General features: G+C 39.1%; 20 protein-coding genes. 9 read left to right on the top strand and 11 right to left on the bottom strand.

Translation table 11 applies throughout. The features are described 5' to 3' along the window. The first annotated feature begins 46 nt into the window (after positions 1-46). Positions 47-814, top strand: a complete 768-nt coding sequence (locus H6G73_RS06425; protein ID WP_190602400.1) for a PspA/IM30 family protein — start codon at positions 47-49, stop codon at positions 812-814. Between the two features lie 82 nt (positions 815-896). Here the strand turns inward: H6G73_RS06425 and H6G73_RS06420 are convergent, their stop codons facing one another. After that, entirely contained in the window at positions 897-1,958 is a 1,062-nt protein-coding gene (locus H6G73_RS06420; RefSeq protein WP_190602399.1) for a DMT family transporter, read from the bottom strand. Positions 1,959-2,154: 196 nt separating this feature from the next. Here H6G73_RS06420 and H6G73_RS06415 point away from each other — a divergent pair, with 196 nt between their 5' ends. Together H6G73_RS06415 and H6G73_RS06410 are read left to right on the top strand one after the other, a co-directional pair. Further along, positions 2,155-2,535, top strand: a complete 381-nt coding sequence (locus H6G73_RS06415) for a hypothetical protein (RefSeq protein ID WP_190602397.1) — start codon at positions 2,155-2,157, stop codon at positions 2,533-2,535. Positions 2,536-2,800: 265 nt separating this feature from the next. Then, on the top strand, positions 2,801-3,535 hold the full coding sequence (locus H6G73_RS06410; protein WP_190602395.1) for a DUF4079 domain-containing protein: 735 nt from the start codon (positions 2,801-2,803) through the stop codon (positions 3,533-3,535). Between the two features lie 13 nt (positions 3,536-3,548). Here the strand turns inward: H6G73_RS06410 and H6G73_RS06405 are convergent, their stop codons facing one another. Both H6G73_RS06405 and H6G73_RS06400 read right to left on the bottom strand, forming a co-directional pair. Further along, the gene (locus tag H6G73_RS06405) at positions 3,549-4,223 is read right to left on the bottom strand and encodes a response regulator transcription factor (protein WP_190602393.1); all 675 of its coding nucleotides are present in this window, start codon (positions 4,221-4,223) and stop codon (positions 3,549-3,551) included. Beyond that, positions 4,220-5,173 carry a sensor histidine kinase gene (locus tag H6G73_RS06400; protein ID WP_190602390.1) on the bottom strand — a complete coding sequence of 318 codons (954 nt, stop codon included), beginning with the start codon at positions 5,171-5,173 and terminating at the stop codon, positions 4,220-4,222. The genes H6G73_RS06405 and H6G73_RS06400 overlap by 4 nt, the downstream gene beginning before the upstream one ends. A gap of 1,047 nt (positions 5,174-6,220) precedes the next feature. Here H6G73_RS06400 and H6G73_RS06395 point away from each other — a divergent pair. Further along, complete coding sequence (locus H6G73_RS06395) at positions 6,221-7,504, top strand: GAF domain-containing sensor histidine kinase (protein WP_190602388.1); 1,284 nt, start codon at positions 6,221-6,223, stop codon at positions 7,502-7,504. Positions 7,505-7,607: 103 nt separating this feature from the next. Beyond that, positions 7,608-8,516, top strand: a complete 909-nt coding sequence (rnhA, locus tag H6G73_RS06390) for a ribonuclease HI (protein ID WP_190602386.1) — start codon at positions 7,608-7,610, stop codon at positions 8,514-8,516. Positions 8,517-8,578: 62 nt separating this feature from the next. On the opposite strand, the gene cruG is transcribed toward rnhA, so the two are convergent. Together cruG and cruF are read right to left on the bottom strand one after the other, a co-directional pair. Beyond that, positions 8,579-9,763 (bottom strand): 2'-O-glycosyltransferase CruG, encoded by a 1,185-nt coding sequence (cruG, locus tag H6G73_RS06385; protein WP_190602384.1) that lies wholly within the window; start codon positions 9,761-9,763, stop codon positions 8,579-8,581. A gap of 232 nt (positions 9,764-9,995) precedes the next feature. After that, the gene (cruF, locus tag H6G73_RS06380; RefSeq protein ID WP_190602382.1) at positions 9,996-10,907 is read right to left on the bottom strand and encodes a gamma-carotene 1'-hydroxylase CruF; all 912 of its coding nucleotides are present in this window, start codon (positions 10,905-10,907) and stop codon (positions 9,996-9,998) included. A gap of 380 nt (positions 10,908-11,287) precedes the next feature. On the opposite strand from cruF, the gene H6G73_RS06375 reads away from it, so the two are divergent. Further along, positions 11,288-11,713: a hypothetical protein gene (locus H6G73_RS06375; protein ID WP_190602380.1), complete on the top strand. Its 426-nt coding sequence runs from the start codon at positions 11,288-11,290 to the stop codon at positions 11,711-11,713. A gap of 64 nt (positions 11,714-11,777) precedes the next feature. On the opposite strand, the gene rpmA is transcribed toward H6G73_RS06375, so the two are convergent. Continuing rightward, on the bottom strand, positions 11,778-12,053 hold the full coding sequence (gene rpmA / locus H6G73_RS06370; protein WP_190602378.1) for a 50S ribosomal protein L27: 276 nt from the start codon (positions 12,051-12,053) through the stop codon (positions 11,778-11,780). Between the two features lie 45 nt (positions 12,054-12,098). Beyond that, positions 12,099-12,497 (bottom strand): 50S ribosomal protein L21, encoded by a 399-nt coding sequence (gene rplU / locus H6G73_RS06365; RefSeq protein ID WP_190602376.1) that lies wholly within the window; start codon positions 12,495-12,497, stop codon positions 12,099-12,101. Between the two features lie 367 nt (positions 12,498-12,864). Between rplU and H6G73_RS06360 the strand changes: the two genes are divergently transcribed. After that, complete coding sequence (locus H6G73_RS06360) at positions 12,865-13,956, top strand: nucleotidyltransferase domain-containing protein (RefSeq protein ID WP_190602374.1); 1,092 nt, start codon at positions 12,865-12,867, stop codon at positions 13,954-13,956. Between the two features lies 1 nt (position 13,957). On the opposite strand, the gene H6G73_RS06355 is transcribed toward H6G73_RS06360, so the two are convergent. Together H6G73_RS06355 and serS are read right to left on the bottom strand one after the other, a co-directional pair. Continuing rightward, a complete protein-coding gene (locus H6G73_RS06355) occupies positions 13,958-15,637 on the bottom strand; it encodes an RluA family pseudouridine synthase (RefSeq protein ID WP_190602372.1) in 1,680 nt (559 codons plus the stop codon). 116 nt (positions 15,638-15,753) lie between these two features. Next, positions 15,754-17,034, bottom strand: coding sequence for a serine--tRNA ligase (serS, locus tag H6G73_RS06350; protein ID WP_190602370.1), 1,281 nt, complete (start codon positions 17,032-17,034; stop codon positions 15,754-15,756). 405 nt (positions 17,035-17,439) lie between these two features. On the opposite strand from serS, the gene H6G73_RS06345 reads away from it, so the two are divergent. Beyond that, on the top strand, positions 17,440-18,486 hold the full coding sequence (locus tag H6G73_RS06345) for a CsgG/HfaB family protein (protein ID WP_242034127.1): 1,047 nt from the start codon (positions 17,440-17,442) through the stop codon (positions 18,484-18,486). 37 nt (positions 18,487-18,523) lie between these two features. On the opposite strand, the gene H6G73_RS06340 is transcribed toward H6G73_RS06345, so the two are convergent. Further along, complete coding sequence (locus H6G73_RS06340) at positions 18,524-19,093, bottom strand: DUF3611 family protein (protein ID WP_190602368.1); 570 nt, start codon at positions 19,091-19,093, stop codon at positions 18,524-18,526. Between the two features lie 277 nt (positions 19,094-19,370). Between H6G73_RS06340 and H6G73_RS06335 the strand changes: the two genes are divergently transcribed. After that, positions 19,371-19,901, top strand: coding sequence for a cofactor assembly of complex C subunit B (locus H6G73_RS06335; protein WP_190602366.1), 531 nt, complete (start codon positions 19,371-19,373; stop codon positions 19,899-19,901). 441 nt (positions 19,902-20,342) lie between these two features. Here the strand turns inward: H6G73_RS06335 and H6G73_RS06330 are convergent, their stop codons facing one another. Further along, positions 20,343-20,660: a DUF3155 domain-containing protein gene (locus H6G73_RS06330; protein WP_190602560.1), complete on the bottom strand. Its 318-nt coding sequence runs from the start codon at positions 20,658-20,660 to the stop codon at positions 20,343-20,345. Between the last annotated feature and the right edge of the window lie 38 nt (positions 20,661-20,698).

Here is a 20,698-nt window from a genome sequence, read left to right as displayed (position 1 = left end):
CTCACTGTCCACCAAGTGCGTAAACCTCAAAAGGAAAAACAAAATTATGGGATTATTTGATCGCCTGAAACGAGTAGTTAGTGCTAACCTGAATGATTTGGTCAGTAAAGCCGAAGACCCAGAGAAAATGCTAGAACAAGCCATCCTGGAGATGCAGGAGGACTTGGTACAGTTGCGTCAGGGTGTGGCTCAAGCGATCGCTGCACAAAAACGCACTGAGAAACAGTACAATGATGCCCAAAATGAAATTAATAAGTGGCAACGTAACGCTCAACTAGCGATCCAAAAAGGTGACGAAAACTTAGCCCGTCAAGCTCTAGAGCGCAAGAAAACCTACTCAGAAACTAGCACTGCTCTCAAAACCAGTCTAGATCAGCAGACAACCCAGGTAGAAACTCTCAAGCGCAATCTGGTTCAGTTAGAGAGCAAACTGTCTGAGGCCAAAACCAAGAAAGAAATGCTCAAAGCACGGATTACCGCAGCCAAAGCCCAAGAGCAATTGGGTGCAATGGTTAGTGGCATGAATACCAGCAGCGCCATGGCAGCCTTTGAGCGGATGGAAGAGAAGGTATTAATGCAAGAAGCTCGCGCTCAATCTACTGCGGAGTTAGTGGGTGCAGATTTAGAACACCAATTTGCTCAGTTGGAAGGTAGCAGCGATATTGATGATGAATTAGCTGCGTTGAAAGCATCCCTCGCACCTGCACCAGAACCAAAAACCCTCCCCGCAGCACAAGAAACCCCCAGTCCTAAAGCCGCTGAACCTGTTGATGCTGAGTTAGATGCCCTCCGCAAGCAATTGGATCAGCTGTAAAGTTTTGCATAATGATAATTTGATGCAATCCCACACCTCTTGGTGGTGGGATTTTGCATTTCTGGTGAAATGAGAAAAGAAATTATAATCCCTTGAATCCCATAGCAGATTCAATCATTTGCTCTTTAGTTAGAGAATTTTGCCCAGCAGATTTTCTTTGATCAGCAAGTTGCTTGTGAATCCCAATTTGACTGAGGATAATTCCTAGTAATATTAAACTTCCACCCCAATATTGAGCTTGGTTCGGCACTTCACCTAAGATTAAATAGGCAGCTAAAATGCCTGCTAGTGGGGTCATAGAACCTGCTAAGGAGGCTTCAGATGTAGTAGTGCTTCTTAAACCTTTTAACCAAAATGACTGCCCTAAAACTACGATTATTGCTCCATAAACTAACATCCATTTCCATAAAAAAGGTGAGAATACATCCATAAAATGGTCGGCACCATAGAGAGTTAAGGCAATAAAAAAAAATATAATGCTGCCTAGTGCAGTGCGATATATATTGTAGATACCTGCGGGAATATGAGATATTTTTTGTTTGCCAATAATTGTGGAAATGGCGGTGATAATTGCCACTATCGCAGCCAATACTTCCCCCAGTCCCAAGGTGAAACCTGCCATATTAACCATGGTTGTTTTGGGAGTCTGAAGAAAAATGGTTAACGCTACACCGAAAAAAGCCACCAAGGAACCGAAAATTTCCCATAGACTGACTGTTTCTTTGAGTACGTAGATTGATAAAGCGATGATTAGGGGGGGTTCTAGGCGACCTACTAAAATAATATTATTGACGTTAGTTAGTGCTAATGCTTGGAAAATCAAACCGGGAGCAATAGCACCAGATAAGATAGCAACTATGGAGAGATAAAACCAATCTTGTTTTGAAATTTGTTGTAAGTTGGTCTGGTTCCACTGTTGCCAATATATGGTGATCAATACTAACAACGCACACAAGTTACCCACTAATAAAACGTTACACAAAGAAATGGGATTGCGATCGCCTATAAAATTTTGAGCACCAATTTCTGTTAACTTGCGGGTGACAGCGTTAGATGCACCAAAAATCAAGACTGCTAGCCACAGATATGCTTGTCCGGGAATTTTAAGTATAAGATGTGACCTCTTTTTTCGTTTTTCACCCATAAAGCCACAATTCTGCCAGCAATTTGATCCATTCTAAGGTATAAAATTGAAACTGAGATAAGCTGATTCTGAGAAAATGCTGAATGACCTGTTAATTATTTATAGGCATAAATTCAGATAATTAGTATTGAGGTTTCAGATGTAATTCAGTAGTAAATGTGAACCTGAATATAGTCGCATTATTAAGGATAGACAAATGAAATCTCATTCTCCCTTCATTGCTACTGTAATTGTCGCTGGAATGCTTGCTGTTGTTAATGCTCCTTTTCCTGCTATTCATCCTGTCTCGGCCCAAGGAATGAAGCAGGAAATGAAAGATGCTACAGGCTTAAGCAGTAAACAAAAAATCGATATGCTGAATAAAAGTAAGGGGCAATTTGGTAGTGGTGATCAACTGAGACGTTATTTTTTTGGTGATTTAGAACCAATTTCTGTGCAACCTGGTGGTGCAGGTATGGTAGTAAATCTCTACAACAAAGCAAATAATATTACAATTTCTTACTGTGCAACTTATGATGTTGTAGTTGCCCTAAAATCTGGTAAGATCACTGCCTTTGCACCAGAAGAAGTTAAATAAGGGGAAAGCAATAGACAGCAGAATTCAGAAGTTAAAATTTCAAGATTTTTACGTCATATATTTGTCATCAATTTTCGTCCTGCATTTAGCTGTACAATCTTTTATTCTTCTGTATTCTGCCTTCTTGATTTACTCACATTTTCAGTTAATCAATAGTCATGCCCAATAAATTTGATATTGAAGAGAGATAATCTTCACAGGTAAGAAATACAGAGATTTTTGTTTTCAATAAATATGTGCAATTAATTTTGCTTAGGTACTGAATATGGCCTACAGAGATATAATTTTATTATTACATCCGGTAATTGCTGTAATTGTAGTTTTTCCTTTAATTGGTATTATCGTGCATCGCGCATGGCAAACTCGTCAACGTCGTTTAGAAGCTAAAGCTACAGGTAAAAGCAAAATTTCTCCAGCAGTCGGCCAAGAACATGTTCAATTTGGTCGGTGGTTAACAGGTGCTGTAGTTGGGATTGTCCTTTTAGCTTTAGGCAATGATATTTTCGGTCATATTGTTGATGAAAAAATTTGGAGTAAGAATTCTTTTCAAGTCATTTTTATTGTTGTCTTATTTCTTGCTACTATTGCTGCCCAAGCTCTGTTATATAAAGCCAAGGATAAACGGTGGCGGGGAATTTTTGCCACTTTAACTGGTATGGGTTTAGTGATACTTGGTTGTCAAGAGGGAATTTATCGGCAAACTGATAAATGGTATATTTCTCATTATTACTATGGTTTAACTGCGGCTTTATTAATGATTTTTTCCTTAGCTATTTTACCAGATATTTATAAAGATAAAACCAATGTTTGGCGGCGTGTTCACATTATCTTAAATAGTATAGCGTTATTATTGTTTATAGCCCAAGGTATGAGCGGCAGTAAAGCACTATTAGAAGTTTCTCTATCTTGGCAAGAGCCTTATATTTATAAATTGTATGAATATAAGTGTGATACTCAAATGTGTACAATTGAATCTCCTCAGTTATCTCCCCAGCGTTGATTCATTATTAGTGTTATTCGCGCAAAGCATAACCGACGCTTCTCACTGTATGAATTAAACGTTTTTCTTGATTTTCTTCTAATTTTAGCCGGAGGTAACGAACATAAACTTCGATAATATTAGAATCTCCCATGAAATCGTAACCCCACACTTGTTCTAAAATTTGTTCTCTAGTTAAAACTTGACGAGGATAAGTGAGGAAATATTCTAATAAATCAAATTCTTTAGCTGTTAATTCGATGGTGCGATTACCTCGAAATACTTCACGGGTGCGACGATTTAAACTTAAATTATCAAATGATAGTATGTCTTTATCGGTTTCTTGAGTTCGACGTAAATGAGCACGGATTCTCGCGAGTAATTCTTCAATACTAAATGGCTTGACTACATAATCATCCGCACCTGCATCTAAGCCGGTGACGCGATCGCTTACTTCATCCTTCGCTGTTAACAAAATTACTGGTACTAGATTGCCTGTAGTTCGCAACCGACGACAAATTTCTACACCAGATAAATCCGGGAGCATCCAATCCAAGATTAATAAATCTGGTGTAGACTCTCGTGCTAAGGTTAAACCTGTAATTCCATCATGAGCAACACTGACCTGATATCCTTCGCTGTTGAGTTCTAATTCAATAAAGCGGGCCAGTTTAACTTCATCTTCCACCATCAGGATATGTGCTGTCATATTTTTGAATCTATGCTAGGTAGTTTGATCATAAAAGTATTTCCTTGCATGGGTCTGGGTTGGACTGCAATCTGACCACCCATATTTTCTACCAAACGTTTGACTATGGCTAAACCCAAACCAGTCCCCCCAGTTGCACGGGTACGAGATGAATCGATGCGGTAAAAAGGCTCAAAGATGCGAGCATATTCTTGTTCGGGAATTGTGGGAGCGCGATCGCTCACTTGCACAGTTACCCAACCATTCCCTTCATTTAGTTGTAAAGTAATTGGTTCCCTATCATTTGAAAATTTCACTGCATTATTGAGTAAATGTTTAAATACCTGCATTAATTGTTGATAATCTGCCTTGACTTTAATCGAAACAGGAGGTAAATCTAAATCAATTTTTCTATGTTCAAATTTAGCTGTAATTTGTGCCATGTCTATCAATACATCATTGATCAAGACTATAGTTGCAGGTAAGGGCATGACACTATTACTCGCTCTGGCTAAATCTAGGAAATCTTGTAAAATTTCAATCATGCGTTCTGCATCTGCTACTGCCATTTCTAAGGTTTCTTTTTGAGCATCAGTTAAATTTTGGCTACGTTTTAAGGTGCGTTGCAAATAGCCAAAAATCATTGTTAATGGCGTGCGTAATTCATGGGCTAAATCATTAATTAATTGTCTCTGTTGCTCTTTAATATTGTGCAACTGCATTAACAGTTCATTCCAACTATGTGCTAAGGTTCTAATTTCTTTAGGGATACCTTTTAACTTGATTTCCTGTGGATTTGGGTTGGTAATACAAGTGATAGCCCAATCATTCATTTGTTGTAATGAAAAGAGGGATTGCTTGATAAATAAGCTAGTCATGACTGTTGTCAGCACCAGCCATAATATACTCATATTTCTCACTTGGGGAATTAAACTTAAAATGTATAAATTGGCTTGAGGATTAGTCCTCATAATCATTTGATGAATTTCTAAATTTATCCATATATTTAAGCCAAATACTCCGAACGCAAATATAAATATAATTCCCATAATCAAGCGTGATTTTAGGGAAAAATTTTGAATCTTTCCGTAAATAAATCTGTCTATACCATCACTATTACTTGCATTCACATTCATTACTATAACCAAACTAAGTGATTAATCCCCAAAGGAGAGAATAAGTGAGAACTTATCTTTTGATATAATCATCAATAATAACCTATACAATATAGTTTTGTAACTTATGATTTGGGAGCATCTCTATTTTGCAAAAACGCGGAATAATTAGCCGAAAAGGCTCCGCGTTAGCGAAGCTTTCGCTTTAGCGATACGTGTTATTTGTATCTTCGTGGTTTGTTCATGTCATGTCTTTTTTAAGTTAAAAACTCAGAAAAAATAAACTTACACATTTGGGATGATCCCTATAATTTGAGGGTTCATATAGTAGCTACCATGCTAGAAAATGTGTTAACATCACGGAAATAATAATATGAGAACTTACACAAAATTTCTCTCAAACCTTATTGCTTCATTGTCTTCATGGTTCATTATTCTGTAAATTGTGCGTAACTCATAAATATTTATGATTTTTGTGATATTATTTTCAGATTGTTTATTGTATAGACATCAAATGTAAAATCTCCATCCTTGACAAGGGTATGTAGTTGCACTTGTTCATCTATGGATTTGATTAATAGATAATATTAATACAAGAAACAAGTTTTAAGATTATTCACAATAAAAATTTACTTATTCTATAAATGATATGATGTTGAAAATTTTTTTATCAGTTTCTCAGGAACATCTCATATAAACTCTGTATGCAAGCGTGTCTCATTCATGAAACAAGAAACCACCTAATCTGGAAGGGATAGAAAACACAGAAAAACACAGGCTGAAAAGGAAAACATATCCACGTTAATGATCTAGATGCTACATTGATAAATGTAAAATTTCACTAAAAAATATATACAAATATTCAACATACTCTTAATATCTGGCTATTTAAAACAACAACCGATGCAAGCTAGTGATGATCAAAACTTTTCAAACCAGTTAATTAAACGCCAGTTAAAAGTAATAGAGCTTTTATCGTCTTTAAATTATCGGACTGGAGAATTAAGTCTTTATTTACAAAAAATTGCCTGTGGAGTGAGTGAACTGATAGATGTCCATTGGTCAGTTGTTACCCTTTGTCAAGCTGGGTTAGAAAATGTTTTAGCTAGTAGCATTGATATGGGTGCAGGAGAACATATTTATGCCTTGCACGGTTCACTGACAGGAACAGTCATAGAACTTGGTCACTCCCTAGCAGTTGAAGATGTCAATCAACATCCTGAATATGGAGAAGCACCAGCAGGATATTGTTCCTATTTAGGAATCCCTTTGCGAACTGCTCAAGGTGAAATCATTGGTACTATTTGCTCATTTCATCAACAACCGCGCAAATATAGTCCTGAAGAAATTGAAATCGTCGAATTATTTGCAGAAAGAGCCGCTACAGCAATTGATCATTATCAACTTTATCAACAACAGTGTCAATTTAATCGAATTTTGGCAGCAGAAGTAGAAAAACGAACAATTGAATTAAAGGCAGCACAAGGGAAATTAATTGAGCAAGAAACTCTAGCAGCAATTGGAGAATTTACAGCTAGTATAGTTCATGAAATTCGCAATCCCTTGACAACGATGAAAATGGGATTAAAGTATTTTCAAAAACATATTTTTAATGATGATGCTCAAGAGCGATTATTTTTAGCACTTAGTGAAGCCAATCGTTTAGAAAGATTGCTAAATGAAATTTTATTATATGCCAAACCTCAAGTTTTACAGCTTGCTGAACTAGAAATACATGAATTTATCCAAACATTGTTGATATATGTGCAATCAATGGCAGAGGCACAAGATAAAAAAATTGCATTTATTCCGGCTAATAAAATGGTAAAAGTTTTAGCAGATGGGGATAAACTCAAACAAGTATTTATTAATTTGATGCGTAATGCCTTTGAGGCTAGTTCACCAGGTGCTGTTGTCAAATGCAGTTTAAATTTGAGTTGTCCAGGTCAAATTACTATTGATATTCAAAATGATGGAGAACCTATCCCCCCAAATATATTAACTCAGGTGATGCAGCCTTTTTTTTCCACTAAACCTGATGGTACTGGCTTAGGTTTAGCAATTAGTAAGCGAATTGTTAATGCCCATGGTGGAGATTTAAATATACGCTCTGATTTCCATATAGGCACAATAGTAAGTGTACAATTACCCTTATTATTGAATATTCTGCCACCTAATGTTAAATAACATTGTGGAGATGATTGTGTTAATCTTAGTTATTCTTTAGCTTGATTACTAATTAATTTTTCTGTAATTTTCTGCTTTGTTGATGAATTTGAAATCGCTGACTATGTCTACCCAACGCATAATAGAAAGTATATATACTGATGGCGCTTGCACAGGTAATCCTGGCCCTGGTGGTTGGGGTGTGGTGGTTTATTTTAATGATGGCTCAGTCTATGAAATGGGCGATGGTTCCCGCCATACTACCAATAATAAAATGGAAATGCAGGCAGCGATCGCTGCCTTGGAATATTTCCAAGCCTCTGGACAAAGCCAACCAATCAATCTCTACACTGATAGCGAGTATCTGATCAACTGTGTCACCAAATGGGTGAAAAACTGGAAGAAGAAAGGCTGGAAAAAAGCCGATGGCAACCCAGTCCAAAATCAAGATTTGTTAGAAAGTCTTGACAATCTTAATAATCGGCTAATCAACTGGCAACATGTGAGAGGACATTCCGGTAATATCGGTAACGAAAGATGTGATGCGATCGCACGTTCTTTTGCTACTGGTAAAATCCCCTCTTTGCAACAATTACCATCTACCAATATTTACCAATCTTTACCTAAATTAACTTTAACAAAAGTAGCAAAAGTATCAGAATCCGCACTAAACTCTACAATAATTAACAAAGATACACAGGATTGCAATACTTTTGCATCAGACTTAACCACTATGGAACCACCTACAGCATCGGCTGCAACCACAAATGACGAAAAACCGCCGGAAATGAGAGTTTCCCAACTCCGTAACTTGGTGGAAACATTGCGTATTGCTGATGAAATTGCAGAAAAAGGCTACTTAATTACCAGTTCTGAATTAGCAGATTTAATGGATGTTCATGCTAGTGCTGTCACCAGTCGTGGAGACCAATGGCGCTGGCGTAACTGGATAGTTTCACGGGTACGCAGAGAAGGAAATCAAATTCTTTGGGAATTAGAACGTGGTGACAAGCTAGGCAATGATGTGGAATAGGGTGAAGTAACTGAGAAGTTCAGGAGTATGGCCTCAGCCATACCAATAACCCCTGCTTTCTTTCAACCAGACACCATATCAGCGTATTCTCTGCCCCTCCATTCTCGTGGCTGGCGGAATGCAGATAGAAAAATTCTCAACACTGCTAAGGGGTCAGCTAGGGGAGAAAGCCAAAATAACCAACCACCTTGGGAATTTGTCCGATCATAAGAAGGAGCGATCGCTAATAATAAAGCAAAGCGAATTATCAGCAGAAATATATTCAGACCCAGCAACAAAGACATGGTCAGATGAATAGGTGGGGAAATGAGGAGGTAACTCAAAACAACTATCAAAGGTAAACCCTGAACAGCTAACAGTAACCACAAATCACCCCAAATTTGCGCGCGGGAAGAAGCATCCTTCAAATCAAGACTACGTCCCCATTCCTTCCATGTTTCCCACGCCCCCTCATACATCCTGACCTTGAGCACCTTGGCCCCATCTAAAAAACCCACCTGGAAGCCCTGTGCTGCCACATTCCGCGCCAAAGTGACATCATCACAAAACGAACCCTTAGCACTACTGTAACCATCTACCGCCCCCAAAACCTCACGACGGCATAAAAAACATTGTCCATTGGCCATCACCCTTTCTGCTTGGGAACTATTCACACCAGCAGAATCAAATCGATATAGCAGGGTCATTAATAAAGCTGGTTGCAGCCAGCATTCCCCTGGATATTTGAGAATAAACTGGGGTGACAGGGACACCAAATCATAACCCTCTGCTTCTGCCGTCTCCACTAAACTTGCTACCAAGCCAGGATGAGGCTGAACATCTGCATCCATCCCCAAAAACCACTTACTTCCTTTGGCAGTTTGCAAAAAACCATTATGTAAAGCCCAAGGCCGACCCACCCAACCAGGTGGTAAAGGGTCATCAGTAAACACACGAAAGCGGGGGTCTTTGGTATTAGCAGCTTTTACCAAGTCTGGTGTACCATCTACAGACCTGCTATCAACAACAATGATTTCCCTCACTTCATAACTTTGTTGACTTAAACCAGCCAATAAAGGGCTAATTCGTAAAGCCTCATTGAGAGTCGGGACTACAATGCTCACACTACCTAACATTTCCGGTGTTGGCTGTTGTGGTTGTAGAGGTGGATGGCGCATAGGCCCCTTCAACAGTCGAGATAAAAGAATGGCTGTGGCTGGGACTTGAAATAAGAGTAAGAGGAGAGGGAGAAGGCTGTCTATAATCAAAATACTCAGCTATTAAAACTTTGTGGACGCTTTGCCGTCTTAAGACGTGCAGATAATCAAACTAGAAGAGTCTAAACAATTATTAAATTTTCCCAGACTTTATCCGCAGATAAAGCAAGTTGCAAGCAAAAATAGGGGTATGGGTGTGAAGAGGCGCTTCACACCCCCAAGACAAGCATGAAGCGTGCTGAGTATTTGTCTACTGAATTTACTCAGCACCTTTTCATTCAGCTTACTTAAGAGCAACCTTAACGCTAGCAACTGACACTTCCTTAGCTACTGGTTCAACAGCAAGAGGAGTAGCAGATGCACTAGAACCCTTTAACCACAGGACTACAGCCGGAGTGACACCAAGCACTAAACCTAGTAAAACAGGGATAGAGAAACCAGCCGCTAAACTCATCACTGTGGCAAAACCAAAGTTCCCTAAATAAACTATTAAAGGTACGGTCAGCGGAAAACGTTCTAATTTAATGGGATTATTTTTCCACAATAGGGCAGCAACTGACATAAACACCATACCAGTTCCCATCCAGCCCACAAAGTTTTGATAGGGCATTCCAAAGAAAGCACCTGGTTTGTGCCAGTACCAGAAGGGAAGAGAAGTTTGACTCATGGCAGGGTCAAGGACAAAATCCCAAGATGTCAGCAGCAAAGCACCCAAACCAATTGCACCAATATGCCGCAACAAAGAGGGTTTTCTATCAACTTCTAAGCCAACTCGTGCTAGTACATAAGCCACACATCCCAAGTAAAACCAAGACAGGGGAATTGTGAAGGGTACTAAACCAGCAATTTTGTAACCCAAGCCACTCAGATAGCTGTAGTGACCAAAAGGAAAGCCTGTGCTAGTCCCTAATAATTCACTGGTTAAAGAAATCAACACAGAAGGTAATAGAAAAGCCAAAGCGCGACCTAAACCCAAAGTTCGGTAGGCATACAGGAACACCCCAGCCGCACCCAAAATCATATACACTACCCCACCACCAGCCATACTCATTTGCATAGCCTGTTCTCCAACTTCAGATAAGCTGGAAATAATTTCGGGGTTAGGAATAACTAGCAATATCCCTACTAGTCCAAATACCATAGACACGATATGACCTATTAGGCATACGCGTTCAGCAATAACAAGTTGTCTCATGGTCAGTCCTTCAGATGTGACAAGCGGCTATTCGACTGCTAACAGTTTACAAATGTTTAAGATCATATTTAACTTATTTCTACCGTAATTCTCACCAAACTTGTTAGCTTTTTTCGGGAGAGTTTAATTGCCCATAGGTTGGGTGAGAAAAAAAGATGATGTTAAACTGAGATTAAAGGCTAGAAAAATCTGCATCCGTCTCACTTCACTCGCAACTATGCTCTCAAGGTCTAACTAGTCCTTGCTCACACACGAGTTATACTCACTAAACAAAACAAACAGATTGGGCAGCCTCTATCTTGGGTTAGGTTCAATATGGCCTTTGATTTCCTATACCTGAGGGTAGAAATAGCTGTACCCAGTCTTGGGAATACCAACCTATGTCCATTTTCAAAATAATTCCTTGGTTTTCCCTAGCACTAGTGCTGCTAAGTTATGGTACTTTAGGCTGGGTAATATCAGAAACCCATGTCTCTTGGGTTATTTGGCTAGTAATTTTAGTTGCTATCTTAATCTTGCTACTCGGCTTGACTACTCCTTGGTCAAAATTAGCCCAATATTACAGCATCTTCCTCAAATCTAATATCAGAGCTTTTGGGGCTACTGTAGCAGCAGCATTTCTCTTTTTTCTGATGCTGGCCTGGTTTAAGGTATTTTTGGATACTTTGCTAATGATAGCAGCGACAATTCTTGTCAAAATAGACTTTCAATCTGCTGGAGTCAAGGAAAGTCTGGCTTTTACTTTGATGTCTATCACTTCTATTGCTGGCTTGGTAGGCGGTGCATTCCTGAATCAATTAGTATAATCTTGCTTCAGTTGTCAATAGCAAAGTTAAATTCAACTCAAACCATTGACAACTGAGTGAAAAATTAGCTAGCTACAGCTTCAGTTGCAGCGGGGTAAACGCTAACTTTTTTGCGAGACTTACCTTTTCTTTCAAAGGTAACTACACCGTCAACTAAGGCAAACAAGGTGTCATCATTACCAATACCCACATTGTTACCGGGGTGGAATTTGGTTCCCCGTTGACGTACCAGAATATTCCCTGCACGCACAACTTGACCACCAAAACGCTTTACACCTAGTCGTTGAGCATTAGAGTCACGACCGTTGCGTGTACTACCTGTTCCTTTCTTATGAGCCATGATTTCCTCGTGCTGAATTTATGTTTCTGTTTAATTATTGATTAATTATTCCGCAGCAGCTTCTTCTGCGGCACTTTCCACAGCGGGAGTGACAGAGATTGGTGCGTCTTCAGAAACTAAAACTGTACCGTTGAGAGTGATAGAGTTAATCAAAAGTCTGGTGATTTCCTGACGATGACCCCGTTTTTTGCGGGTTTTCTTCTTAGGCTTCATCTTGTAGACGATAACTTTGCGACCTCTCAAATGTCTCAAAATTGTTCCTTCTACAGTGGCACCAGTTACTAATGGCTGGCCAATGGTGACTTCACCATCATGCTGCACAAGTAATACAGAGTTTATTGTAACTTTTTCTTCTGGTTCGGCGTGGAGTAGTTCAATGTCGTAAAAACGACCTGCTTCTACTTTGAGTTGTTTGCCACCAGTTTCAATAATTGCGTAGGTCATGGAATTTTTTTTGCAGGTTGCCGTACAGGTAGCTGGAGTTAATCTCTTGTAGAGACGCAGTTAATTGCTTTTGCCAGCTTTTCAATTGTGTCTACCTGATCCGAGCGGAAATTAGACAGACAATCTAACATCATATATTGTTTGCAATTTATCAGTCAAGAATTGTAAAAAATAAAAATTTTGCTGGCGTTGACTGGAATGGGCGGGTTTGCTGTTGTAGATAATCAGGACACAGAACTAAACTCCAGAATCTGAGCAGCAAGTTAGATTTGCTCAGATTTTTATTTTTTTACTCCAGAGACGTACAGATTACAGACAGGAAGGCAAAAATTAAAGTTGTGAATAATGCGAGTATCAACTGGTGGCCATGGAAAGACGAGCAGTAGAAGCAAGAACCATTTTCATCGGGTTAGCAGGTAGTCATGGTTATGGGTTAAATCGTCCTGATTCTGATTATGATTACCGGGGAGTGTTTATTGCTCCCAAACGTTATTATTTGGGATTTGATCAGATTGAACAAAAAGATACTGGTTGGCATGAACCAGGTATTTTACCCTTTTTGGATAATAATCAAGATACGGTGATTTATGAGTTAAGGAAAATTATTAATTTATTAGCAGGAGCAAATCCGAATGTTTTAGAATTGTTGTGGTTAGAAAATTACCCTGTTTTAACTGCTGTGGGACAGCATTTAATCAGTCACCGCCAAATATTTTTGAGCAAGAAAGTTAAACATACCTATGCTGGTTATGCTTTTGCTCAAATTAAGAAAATGGAAACCCATCGCAAGTGGTTATTAAATCCACCTAGTAAGAAACCTGTTCCTGCTGATTTTGGCATTGAAGATGAAGAGCCTTTATCTAAAGATGAGTTAAATGCTTTTTTGGAATATCTTTATATATTAATTAGAGGAAAAATAGAATTTCTGGAAGAATCTGAGCAACTATATAAACTGTTGACGGCAGATATTGATTTTAAAGGAATGTTGAAACAATATGCTTTACCAGATGAGGCTTTAGCATATACACAGAATTTTACTCATAGTCGGAAAGATTTTATTCGGTTATTAAAAAAGAGTCAAAATTATCAAATTGCCTTGCGGGAGTGGAAGGCTTATCTGTCTTGGCAAGAAAATCGTAATCCCGCTAGGGCTGAAATGGAAAGAAAGTCAGGTTTTGATTTGAAACATGGAATGCACTGTATTCGACTGCTGCGGAGTGGTTTGGAAATATTGCAGCGTGGAGAAATAATTGTAGACCGGAGAATTGCTGGTGATATTGAGGATTTGCAAGCAATTCGGGAGGGAGAATATAGCTATGAACAGGTGATGAGTATGGCTGATGATTTAGTCAAACAAATGGATGTGTTTTATGAACAATCAAATTTACCTCATCGACCAGATTTAGAGCTAATTAATAATTTGTGTATGGAATTAGTAGAAATGCAGGGATGGGAATGATTTAGAATGGCGTTTTGGTGTGGAGATGTATTTTGTGCCCGGAATGGGGATGTTGAAAGGTCAGTTCTCGCGCATGGAGATGTAATCGTGTGACACCAGCATTGCAACCATAGAAGCGATCGCCTAAAATCACTATACCTAGTCCTTGTTGATCAGCTGCATGAACTCGCAATTGGTGAGTGCGTCCCGTTAACGGGATAAATTCCACACGAGTGTAATTGTCTACTCGTTCTATCACTCGAAACTGAGTAATACTCGGTTTACCATATTGAAAATCAACTTGTTGATAAGGTCGTTTTTCTGGATTTCCCCACAAAGGTAAATTAATTACACCTGTATTTACCTTGAGATTACCGGCCAGAATAGCTTCATAAACCTTGTGAATTTTTCGTTGTTGAAACTGTTGACTCAGGTGAGAATAGCTAAAACTGTCTTTGGCTATAAGTAATATTCCTGAAGTCTCTTGGTCTAATCGATGCACAGCCATTAATTCTCCACCATAGCGAAGACGCAAGCGACTGAGAACACTATCTTGATTATCATGATAGCGTCCTGGTACAGACAGCAAGCCTGGGGGCTTATTCACCGCTATTAGCCATTCATCTTCATAAATAATTTCCTCATTACCACTCGACTCCTGAGTAGGAGAAAAGCGCAGATGACTTTCCTCTCCTTTGAGAAAATAATGAGATTGCAGTCCCGATAACAAAAACCCCATCAACGGTTGACACCTTTCCTCACAAGCACCGTAAAACTCACCCTGTACTTTATCCTGTACAGATGAAGGGCCATACCAAAACTCAGCCATAGCGATAGGTTTTAGTTGATGAGTGGCAGCATAATGTAATAACTTAGGAGCGCAACAGTCACCTGTACCCGTGGGTGTTCCTGCGGGTAGTAATTCCTGCAATGATAAAGACTGCCCAGAAAAATTAGTTAAACTGTAGGCAGCGTGCATTTGAGCTTGTAACTGTCGAGATAGTTCTTTGCGGCGTTGTTTGAGGTCTCTAATCTTTGTATCTGCGGCAGCTATTAGCTCTTGGAGAGGCTTTAAAACAAGATTTTGACGACGTTTGAGGTGACGGCGGGCAATTCCTTCTTTCTGGCTTTCTGTTTCCAGTTGGGCTATGGCTAAAGAAAGGGTTTCACCTGTGAGTGTTTGACATAGTTGCTGGCGTTTTTCTTGGCGTTGTTGTTTGTTGTGACGATGGTGAATATCGATAGTTTGTAATTCCTGGTAAAATTCGGCTGTTAATGTTGCATATTTTTGTCGTTCTGGTAGTTGTTGCAGGTGAATAAGTTCTTGTTTAATATTTTCTAATGCTGCTAAAGTTTGTGCTTCCAATAAAGCTACTTCTTCTCTACCGGGAATAGGTGGAACCCAACCATCAACGATACTGCAACCATTCAATAATCCTGAGAAAGCTTTAATTACTCTTTGTTCACCAGTTACTAACTCAACTATTAAAATTCCATACATTTTTCCTTCATGGGAATAAAGGTTATTTTCTTGTAATTGTGCCATTAAACCTTGGGCTATGGCTTCTGCTAAAGTTGTGCGTGGTAGCTTTAATAGTTCACCAGTTTGGGGACATTTTCCTTGGTAGTAATAGCTAGGAGTTGAAGGAGAAATTATGGTCTTGGAGTCTAGGAAATCTGACAGGGTATGAAGAAGATTCATGTCAGCAACTTGGGTATTTATGCCAAGAATTAATAAATTTACGTGATGTGAAAAATAAATAACTTTTTTTTCATAGTAGAGACGTACCCTGAAAACGTCTCTACAAAAATCCTAAATCACAAAACCTCCCTACCCAAATAAACCTGTAACACCTCTGGTACTTGAATTGTGCCATCTGGTTGCTGATAATTTTCCAGAATAGCTGCCATTGTTCTACCCACAGCTAAACCAGAACCGTTGAGAGTATGGACAAATTGCGTTCCTTTCTTATTACCTTCCTTAAAACGAATATCTGCCCTTCTCGCTTGGAAATCACCACAATTTGAACAGCTAGAAATTTCTCGATACTTCCCAGCAGAAGGCAACCAAACTTCTAAATCATAGGTTTTTGTTGACCCAAAACCTAAATCACCTGTACATAAATTAATCACCCGGTATGGCAATTTTAAAGCCTGTAAAATCGCTTCCGCATTGCCGACTAATTTCTCTAATTCATCAAAAGAAGAACTAGGATGAACAAGTTTTACCAACTCAACTTTATTGAATTGATGCAACCTAATTAAACCCCGCATATCTCTTCCATAACTTCCTGCTTCTCGACGAAAACAGGGAGTATAAGCACAGTGGTAAATTGGCAAATCTTCCCCATTCAGAATTTCCCCCCGATAAAGGTTAGTTACAGGAACTTCTGCTGTGGGTATCAACCACAAATCATCATCAGCACATTTAAAGCTATCTTCTCCAAATTTTGGTAACTGGCCAGTGCCAGTTAAAGAATCAGTATTTACCAATAACGGAGGACTAACTTCTACATAGCCAGCTTCTGTTTGTGTCTTCAGCATAAACTGAATTAATGCCCTCTCCAAAGCTGCACCTGCACCAACCAGGGTGACAAACCGACTTTGGGCAATTTTGACCGCACGTTCAAAATTGAGAATACCTAACTTTTCACCAATTTCCCAATGGGGGAGGATATTTGGGTTTTGGGGAATATATTCATCTCCCCAGCGTCTGACTTCTTGGTTTTCTTCCTCACTTTGACCAAAGGGTGTAGAATCGCTAGGTAAGTTAGGCAGTGCTAACACCAACTCCTCAATTTGAGCTTTGAATTCTTTCTCTTGGGGTTCCAGTCCACTTAATTGCGCTTTAATGGAATTACCTTCATCTTTTAAGGCTTGAATTTCTGGATCTTGGGGATTAACACCAGATTTGACCTTTTGACCAACGAGTTTACCAATTTCATTGCTACGGGCCTGAAGTTGATTACGTGTACTTTCTAGTTCCCGTTGCTTTTGATTTAACTCTAAAATTGGCTGGATGTCATATTTACCACTACGACTATTCAAGCGTTCTTGAACGAATTGGGGATTTTCCCGTATTTGCTTAATATCTAGCACAGATTTTACTCAATTTTTCGCCTATATCTTTCTGCCAAAACATCAGCATATCCTGATTTTTAGTCATTAGTCATTAGTCAGATTAAATAATTATTGTGTGGAGGAGTGAGGGTTTTTCCAAAAATCCACTGGTTTCACTTCATTCGTATTTACAGTCTGTGGAAGATGTGAAAACGATAAATCAGTTAAAAATTATACTGATAATTTATGTATTTATACTATCCATGACCGAGAGACTATAGAAAGAACCAAATATTTTCTGCCTTTAATTGGGAATGACGAATAAAAGTGAGCGTTTACGGAAATGTGATTTTCCAATATGTATTTATAACTGTACTTTACCGTAGCAAAAATTTTTTGGTATATTTGCTCCGTACCGCAAGTTCACTAAGTGAGGATAAATAGATGCATCAATTGAGCCACTCCTATAACAATCCAGGTTTAAAATCGAGCTTATATTTACCGTTTATAACTTCATGTTTAGCTCTAAATTTAGTTGGTTTTGGTGTAGAGTCTGCAAATGCCAATGAAAGTCAAGCTGTCAATTTTCCTCAGAAGAGTCATTCCTTAACTAACTTCAAAATAGCTGCTAATGAAAAGGTCAGAATAGCTGTACTTGATTTTGATTTTAGCAGTGTTAGTAATCCCAGTTTATTATCAATTATTCAAGGTGGCAGTAAAGGTGTTAGCGATATCTTAGTTAATAGATTAGTTAAAGACGGTAATTTTGTTGTTGTGGAACGCAGTCAATTAGATGCCATTCTGCGGGAACAGAATTTAGGTGCTTCTGGACGATTAGACGCTAGTACAGCGGCTCAAATTGGCCGGATATTAGGTGTAGATGCGATCGTCATTGGCTCAGTTACTCAATTTGATTTACAACAAAGACGTTCTGGTGGTGGCTTTCTGGGCATTGGTGCAGGTTCTACTGATACAGATGCCTATGTAAAATTGAATATTCGAGTTGTGAATACAAATACAGCGGAAATATTATTTGTAGCAGAAGGAAATGGCAATCAAAGTCAGTCAGACAGTCAAGTTTCCATACTAGGAATTGGTGGTGGTTCTTCTACTAGTAATGAAGGTAAGTTATTGACATTAGCCACTGAGAAAGCTATTGAACAAGTGGTAACTGAATTAAATGCTAAATCTAGTAAATTAGCTGCTTTACCAAAAGCAGCACCCACTGTAAATGCTGTGGTTGCTGACGTGACGGGAAATAGTGTTGTTTTAAATAAAGGTAAATCCGATGGTTATCGCACAGGAATTAAACTGTCGATTGAGCGAGTCACAAAACAAGTAAAAGATCCAGCTACTGGAAAAGTTATCCGTAGTATTACACAACCACTAGGTGTGATTGAGATAGTGGAAGCTGATGATAGTTCTAGTGTGGGCAAAATTATCTCTGGTGGGAAATTTAAAGTTGGGGATATTGCTAAACCTGCTCAATAAGATGGTAAGCAATGTACTTGCTGTATTTTTTATCTTCTTACTTGGTAATGCGGTTGAGTAATAACAGTGATGCTAGTAACCCTGCAACATGAGCAGAAACGGTATTAGTGTTAGCTTGAACCACTAGCATATCTAAACCGCTGATAATGCGATTGGGGTCAAATAGTTGTGTGCTGATAGCTTGGGGAGATATAGACCTAGCTACTAATGTTCCGACTATAGCTTGGGCCCCAATCAACGTGACTAGTGTTCCTCCTAAATTTATCCAGAGTCCTAAGCGCAATATTTGTATGGTTTCTAGCTTGCGAGGACGATTGTTGGGGTTGGAAGATTGAAGTTGATTGCCAATGCGGGTGTAACGATAAGCTAAATAAATACCTGCACCTAAAACTACTAGTCCACAAATAGCCAAAAACACTCCAAACCCTGTACCTGGGTTGTTGCTAGGACTACCTGCTCTTTGACTAAAGATGCCAAATAGCAAGATAATGATGCCAGAAATCACTCCCAGCACTAACTGTATCCAGAAACTGATCCAACCTGTTAAACGAAACATTTCAGCGATCGCTCGGAGATTGGAGGAGGAGTTTTCGGGGTTTTGTGTCATAAAGTTAAGCCAGTGAATAGACTCTTCAAGGTTTTTGGGTGTTGATTATACTCAATTGAAAATCGAAAGTCTCAAAATCTCAACCTGAACTACTCTAAGAATCAGGTTGAGAAATAATCTCAAATCCATACTTGCTGAGGTTTTGCTTCAGTCTTGTACTCATTTTCAATTTTTAATTTTTCACTTTTTACACCCTACTCTTTGGCAAGAGTACATCAACTAGAGGTCAATTTGACCAATAATTGATTATGATAAGTCTCCTCCAGTCAACAAGGTTATGGATTCAGCTGTTTTACCATCTACTTTCCTGCTCACTTTGCTATTATTAGTCGGGCTGTGGTTCTTTATTCGTGCTGCCACTAAAGACCGTACAGAGGTAGCTAAATTAACTTCTCAACAAGATGAAGCTGCTTTGATGAAGGAATTGAAAGACTATTTTCAGTCCCGTTCTTACAGAGTAACAGCCGTAGATCAAAAAAATAATGAAGTGACTTTTGAAGGATTTGTCAGACCCAGTTGGTTTTTGGCAATATTTTTATCACTACTGGCATTGACTGGTCTTCTGTGCTTATCACTGGTATTATCGCTAGTGTTTCCGAATATCGGACAGTTATTTTTGTTGTTAATCCTGCTTGCACCTGTGAGCGGTTGGTTTTACTGGCAAAAAGCAGGAAGACTTGAGAAGGTTTCGCTCAAACTGGAACCTATCCCCAAGGAGCAAACCTCCCCAAGCACAATTACTGTAATTGCCCATCGTGATGAACTGGCTGAGTTACAAAGGGCATTACAGTTAAGCTTGATTAATTGACTGTTGGTTGCTCAGACCATCACTAAGAGGTAAAATGCGTACTTCTGACTGACTGTGTAGGGAAAATGACAGAAGGGAGAAGGTACAACCAGGATTTTGCATCTATTTTTCCTGACAATGTGCCGTTGTCTAGGAAAGTTTAGATCGGCTGACAGACCTGCTTCACTATCCAAAGGTACACAAAAGCCAACGTCACTGCTTTGCTTTTGGATCATGTAGGCTCTGTTGCTACTCCCTGCTGTGATATTACTAGACACCAACTCGTGCAACCGCAACGGATGGATAGGAGTTGATTGTCCAATTACTTGGAGAAGCTTTACTGGCAAGTTCAGCTACAAAGTTAAAAAAAATGGAATTTTTGCATAAACTGAGCAATTTTGCCAGTTAATTAATGTCATAGTCAGAAGTCACATTCAATGCGTCAGATGAGGATTTAGTAGTTTACCGACTTGCCAAAGCTAGAGGTTCAGGTACAGAACCAGATTCTAAAACTCTGAGGCTGGGAAACAAGAAATGATTCTCTTCTACGTATTGAGCGCCAAACAGTCCTTTTTCTGCCCAAAAATAACGGTCTGTTGTGTGTTCGTTGCGCTTTACTAGTAGCAATGCGGGTGGCAATATTCCTTCAGCTTGAATAAATTTTCTTGCTGCTGTCACAGGTTTATCTTCGCCGCTTTCGATGCTATATTGAGGCACATGCTCTAAAATACGCCGTCCTTCCTGGCGACGACGACTTTTCCTCTTACGTCTCCTTGCCAACCTATTTTCCTCCTCTTTCAAGCTATAGATGTAGCTGT

This window comes from Richelia sinica FACHB-800 (genome assembly GCF_014698825.1).
Classification (GTDB): domain Bacteria; phylum Cyanobacteriota; class Cyanobacteriia; order Cyanobacteriales; family Nostocaceae; genus FACHB-800.
Note: the sequence above shows the minus strand (reverse complement) of the source record. Positions and strands in the feature narration are given on the sequence as shown.

Coding starts and splice junctions, on each gene's coding strand:
- H6G73_RS06425 (WP_190602400.1), top strand. CDS start 47: ATGGGATTATTTGATCGCCTGAAACGAGTAGTTAGTGCTAACCTGAAT.
- H6G73_RS06420 (WP_190602399.1), bottom strand. CDS start 1,958: ATGGGTGAAAAACGAAAAAAGAGGTCACATCTTATACTTAAAATTCCC.
- H6G73_RS06415 (WP_190602397.1), top strand. CDS start 2,155: ATGAAATCTCATTCTCCCTTCATTGCTACTGTAATTGTCGCTGGAATG.
- H6G73_RS06410 (WP_190602395.1), top strand. CDS start 2,801: ATGGCCTACAGAGATATAATTTTATTATTACATCCGGTAATTGCTGTA.
- H6G73_RS06405 (WP_190602393.1), bottom strand. CDS start 4,223: ATGACAGCACATATCCTGATGGTGGAAGATGAAGTTAAACTGGCCCGC.
- H6G73_RS06400 (WP_190602390.1), bottom strand. CDS start 5,173: ATGAGGACTAATCCTCAAGCCAATTTATACATTTTAAGTTTAATTCCC.
- H6G73_RS06395 (WP_190602388.1), top strand. CDS start 6,221: ATGCAAGCTAGTGATGATCAAAACTTTTCAAACCAGTTAATTAAACGC.
- rnhA (WP_190602386.1), top strand. CDS start 7,608: ATGTCTACCCAACGCATAATAGAAAGTATATATACTGATGGCGCTTGC.
- cruF (WP_190602382.1), bottom strand. CDS start 10,907: ATGAGACAACTTGTTATTGCTGAACGCGTATGCCTAATAGGTCATATC.
- H6G73_RS06375 (WP_190602380.1), top strand. CDS start 11,288: ATGTCCATTTTCAAAATAATTCCTTGGTTTTCCCTAGCACTAGTGCTG.
- rpmA (WP_190602378.1), bottom strand. CDS start 12,053: ATGGCTCATAAGAAAGGAACAGGTAGTACACGCAACGGTCGTGACTCT.
- rplU (WP_190602376.1), bottom strand. CDS start 12,497: ATGACCTACGCAATTATTGAAACTGGTGGCAAACAACTCAAAGTAGAA.
- H6G73_RS06360 (WP_190602374.1), top strand. CDS start 12,865: ATGGAAAGACGAGCAGTAGAAGCAAGAACCATTTTCATCGGGTTAGCA.
- H6G73_RS06355 (WP_190602372.1), bottom strand. CDS start 15,637: ATGAATCTTCTTCATACCCTGTCAGATTTCCTAGACTCCAAGACCATA.
- H6G73_RS06345 (WP_242034127.1), top strand. CDS start 17,440: ATGCATCAATTGAGCCACTCCTATAACAATCCAGGTTTAAAATCGAGC.
- H6G73_RS06340 (WP_190602368.1), bottom strand. CDS start 19,093: ATGACACAAAACCCCGAAAACTCCTCCTCCAATCTCCGAGCGATCGCT.
- H6G73_RS06335 (WP_190602366.1), top strand. CDS start 19,371: ATGGATTCAGCTGTTTTACCATCTACTTTCCTGCTCACTTTGCTATTA.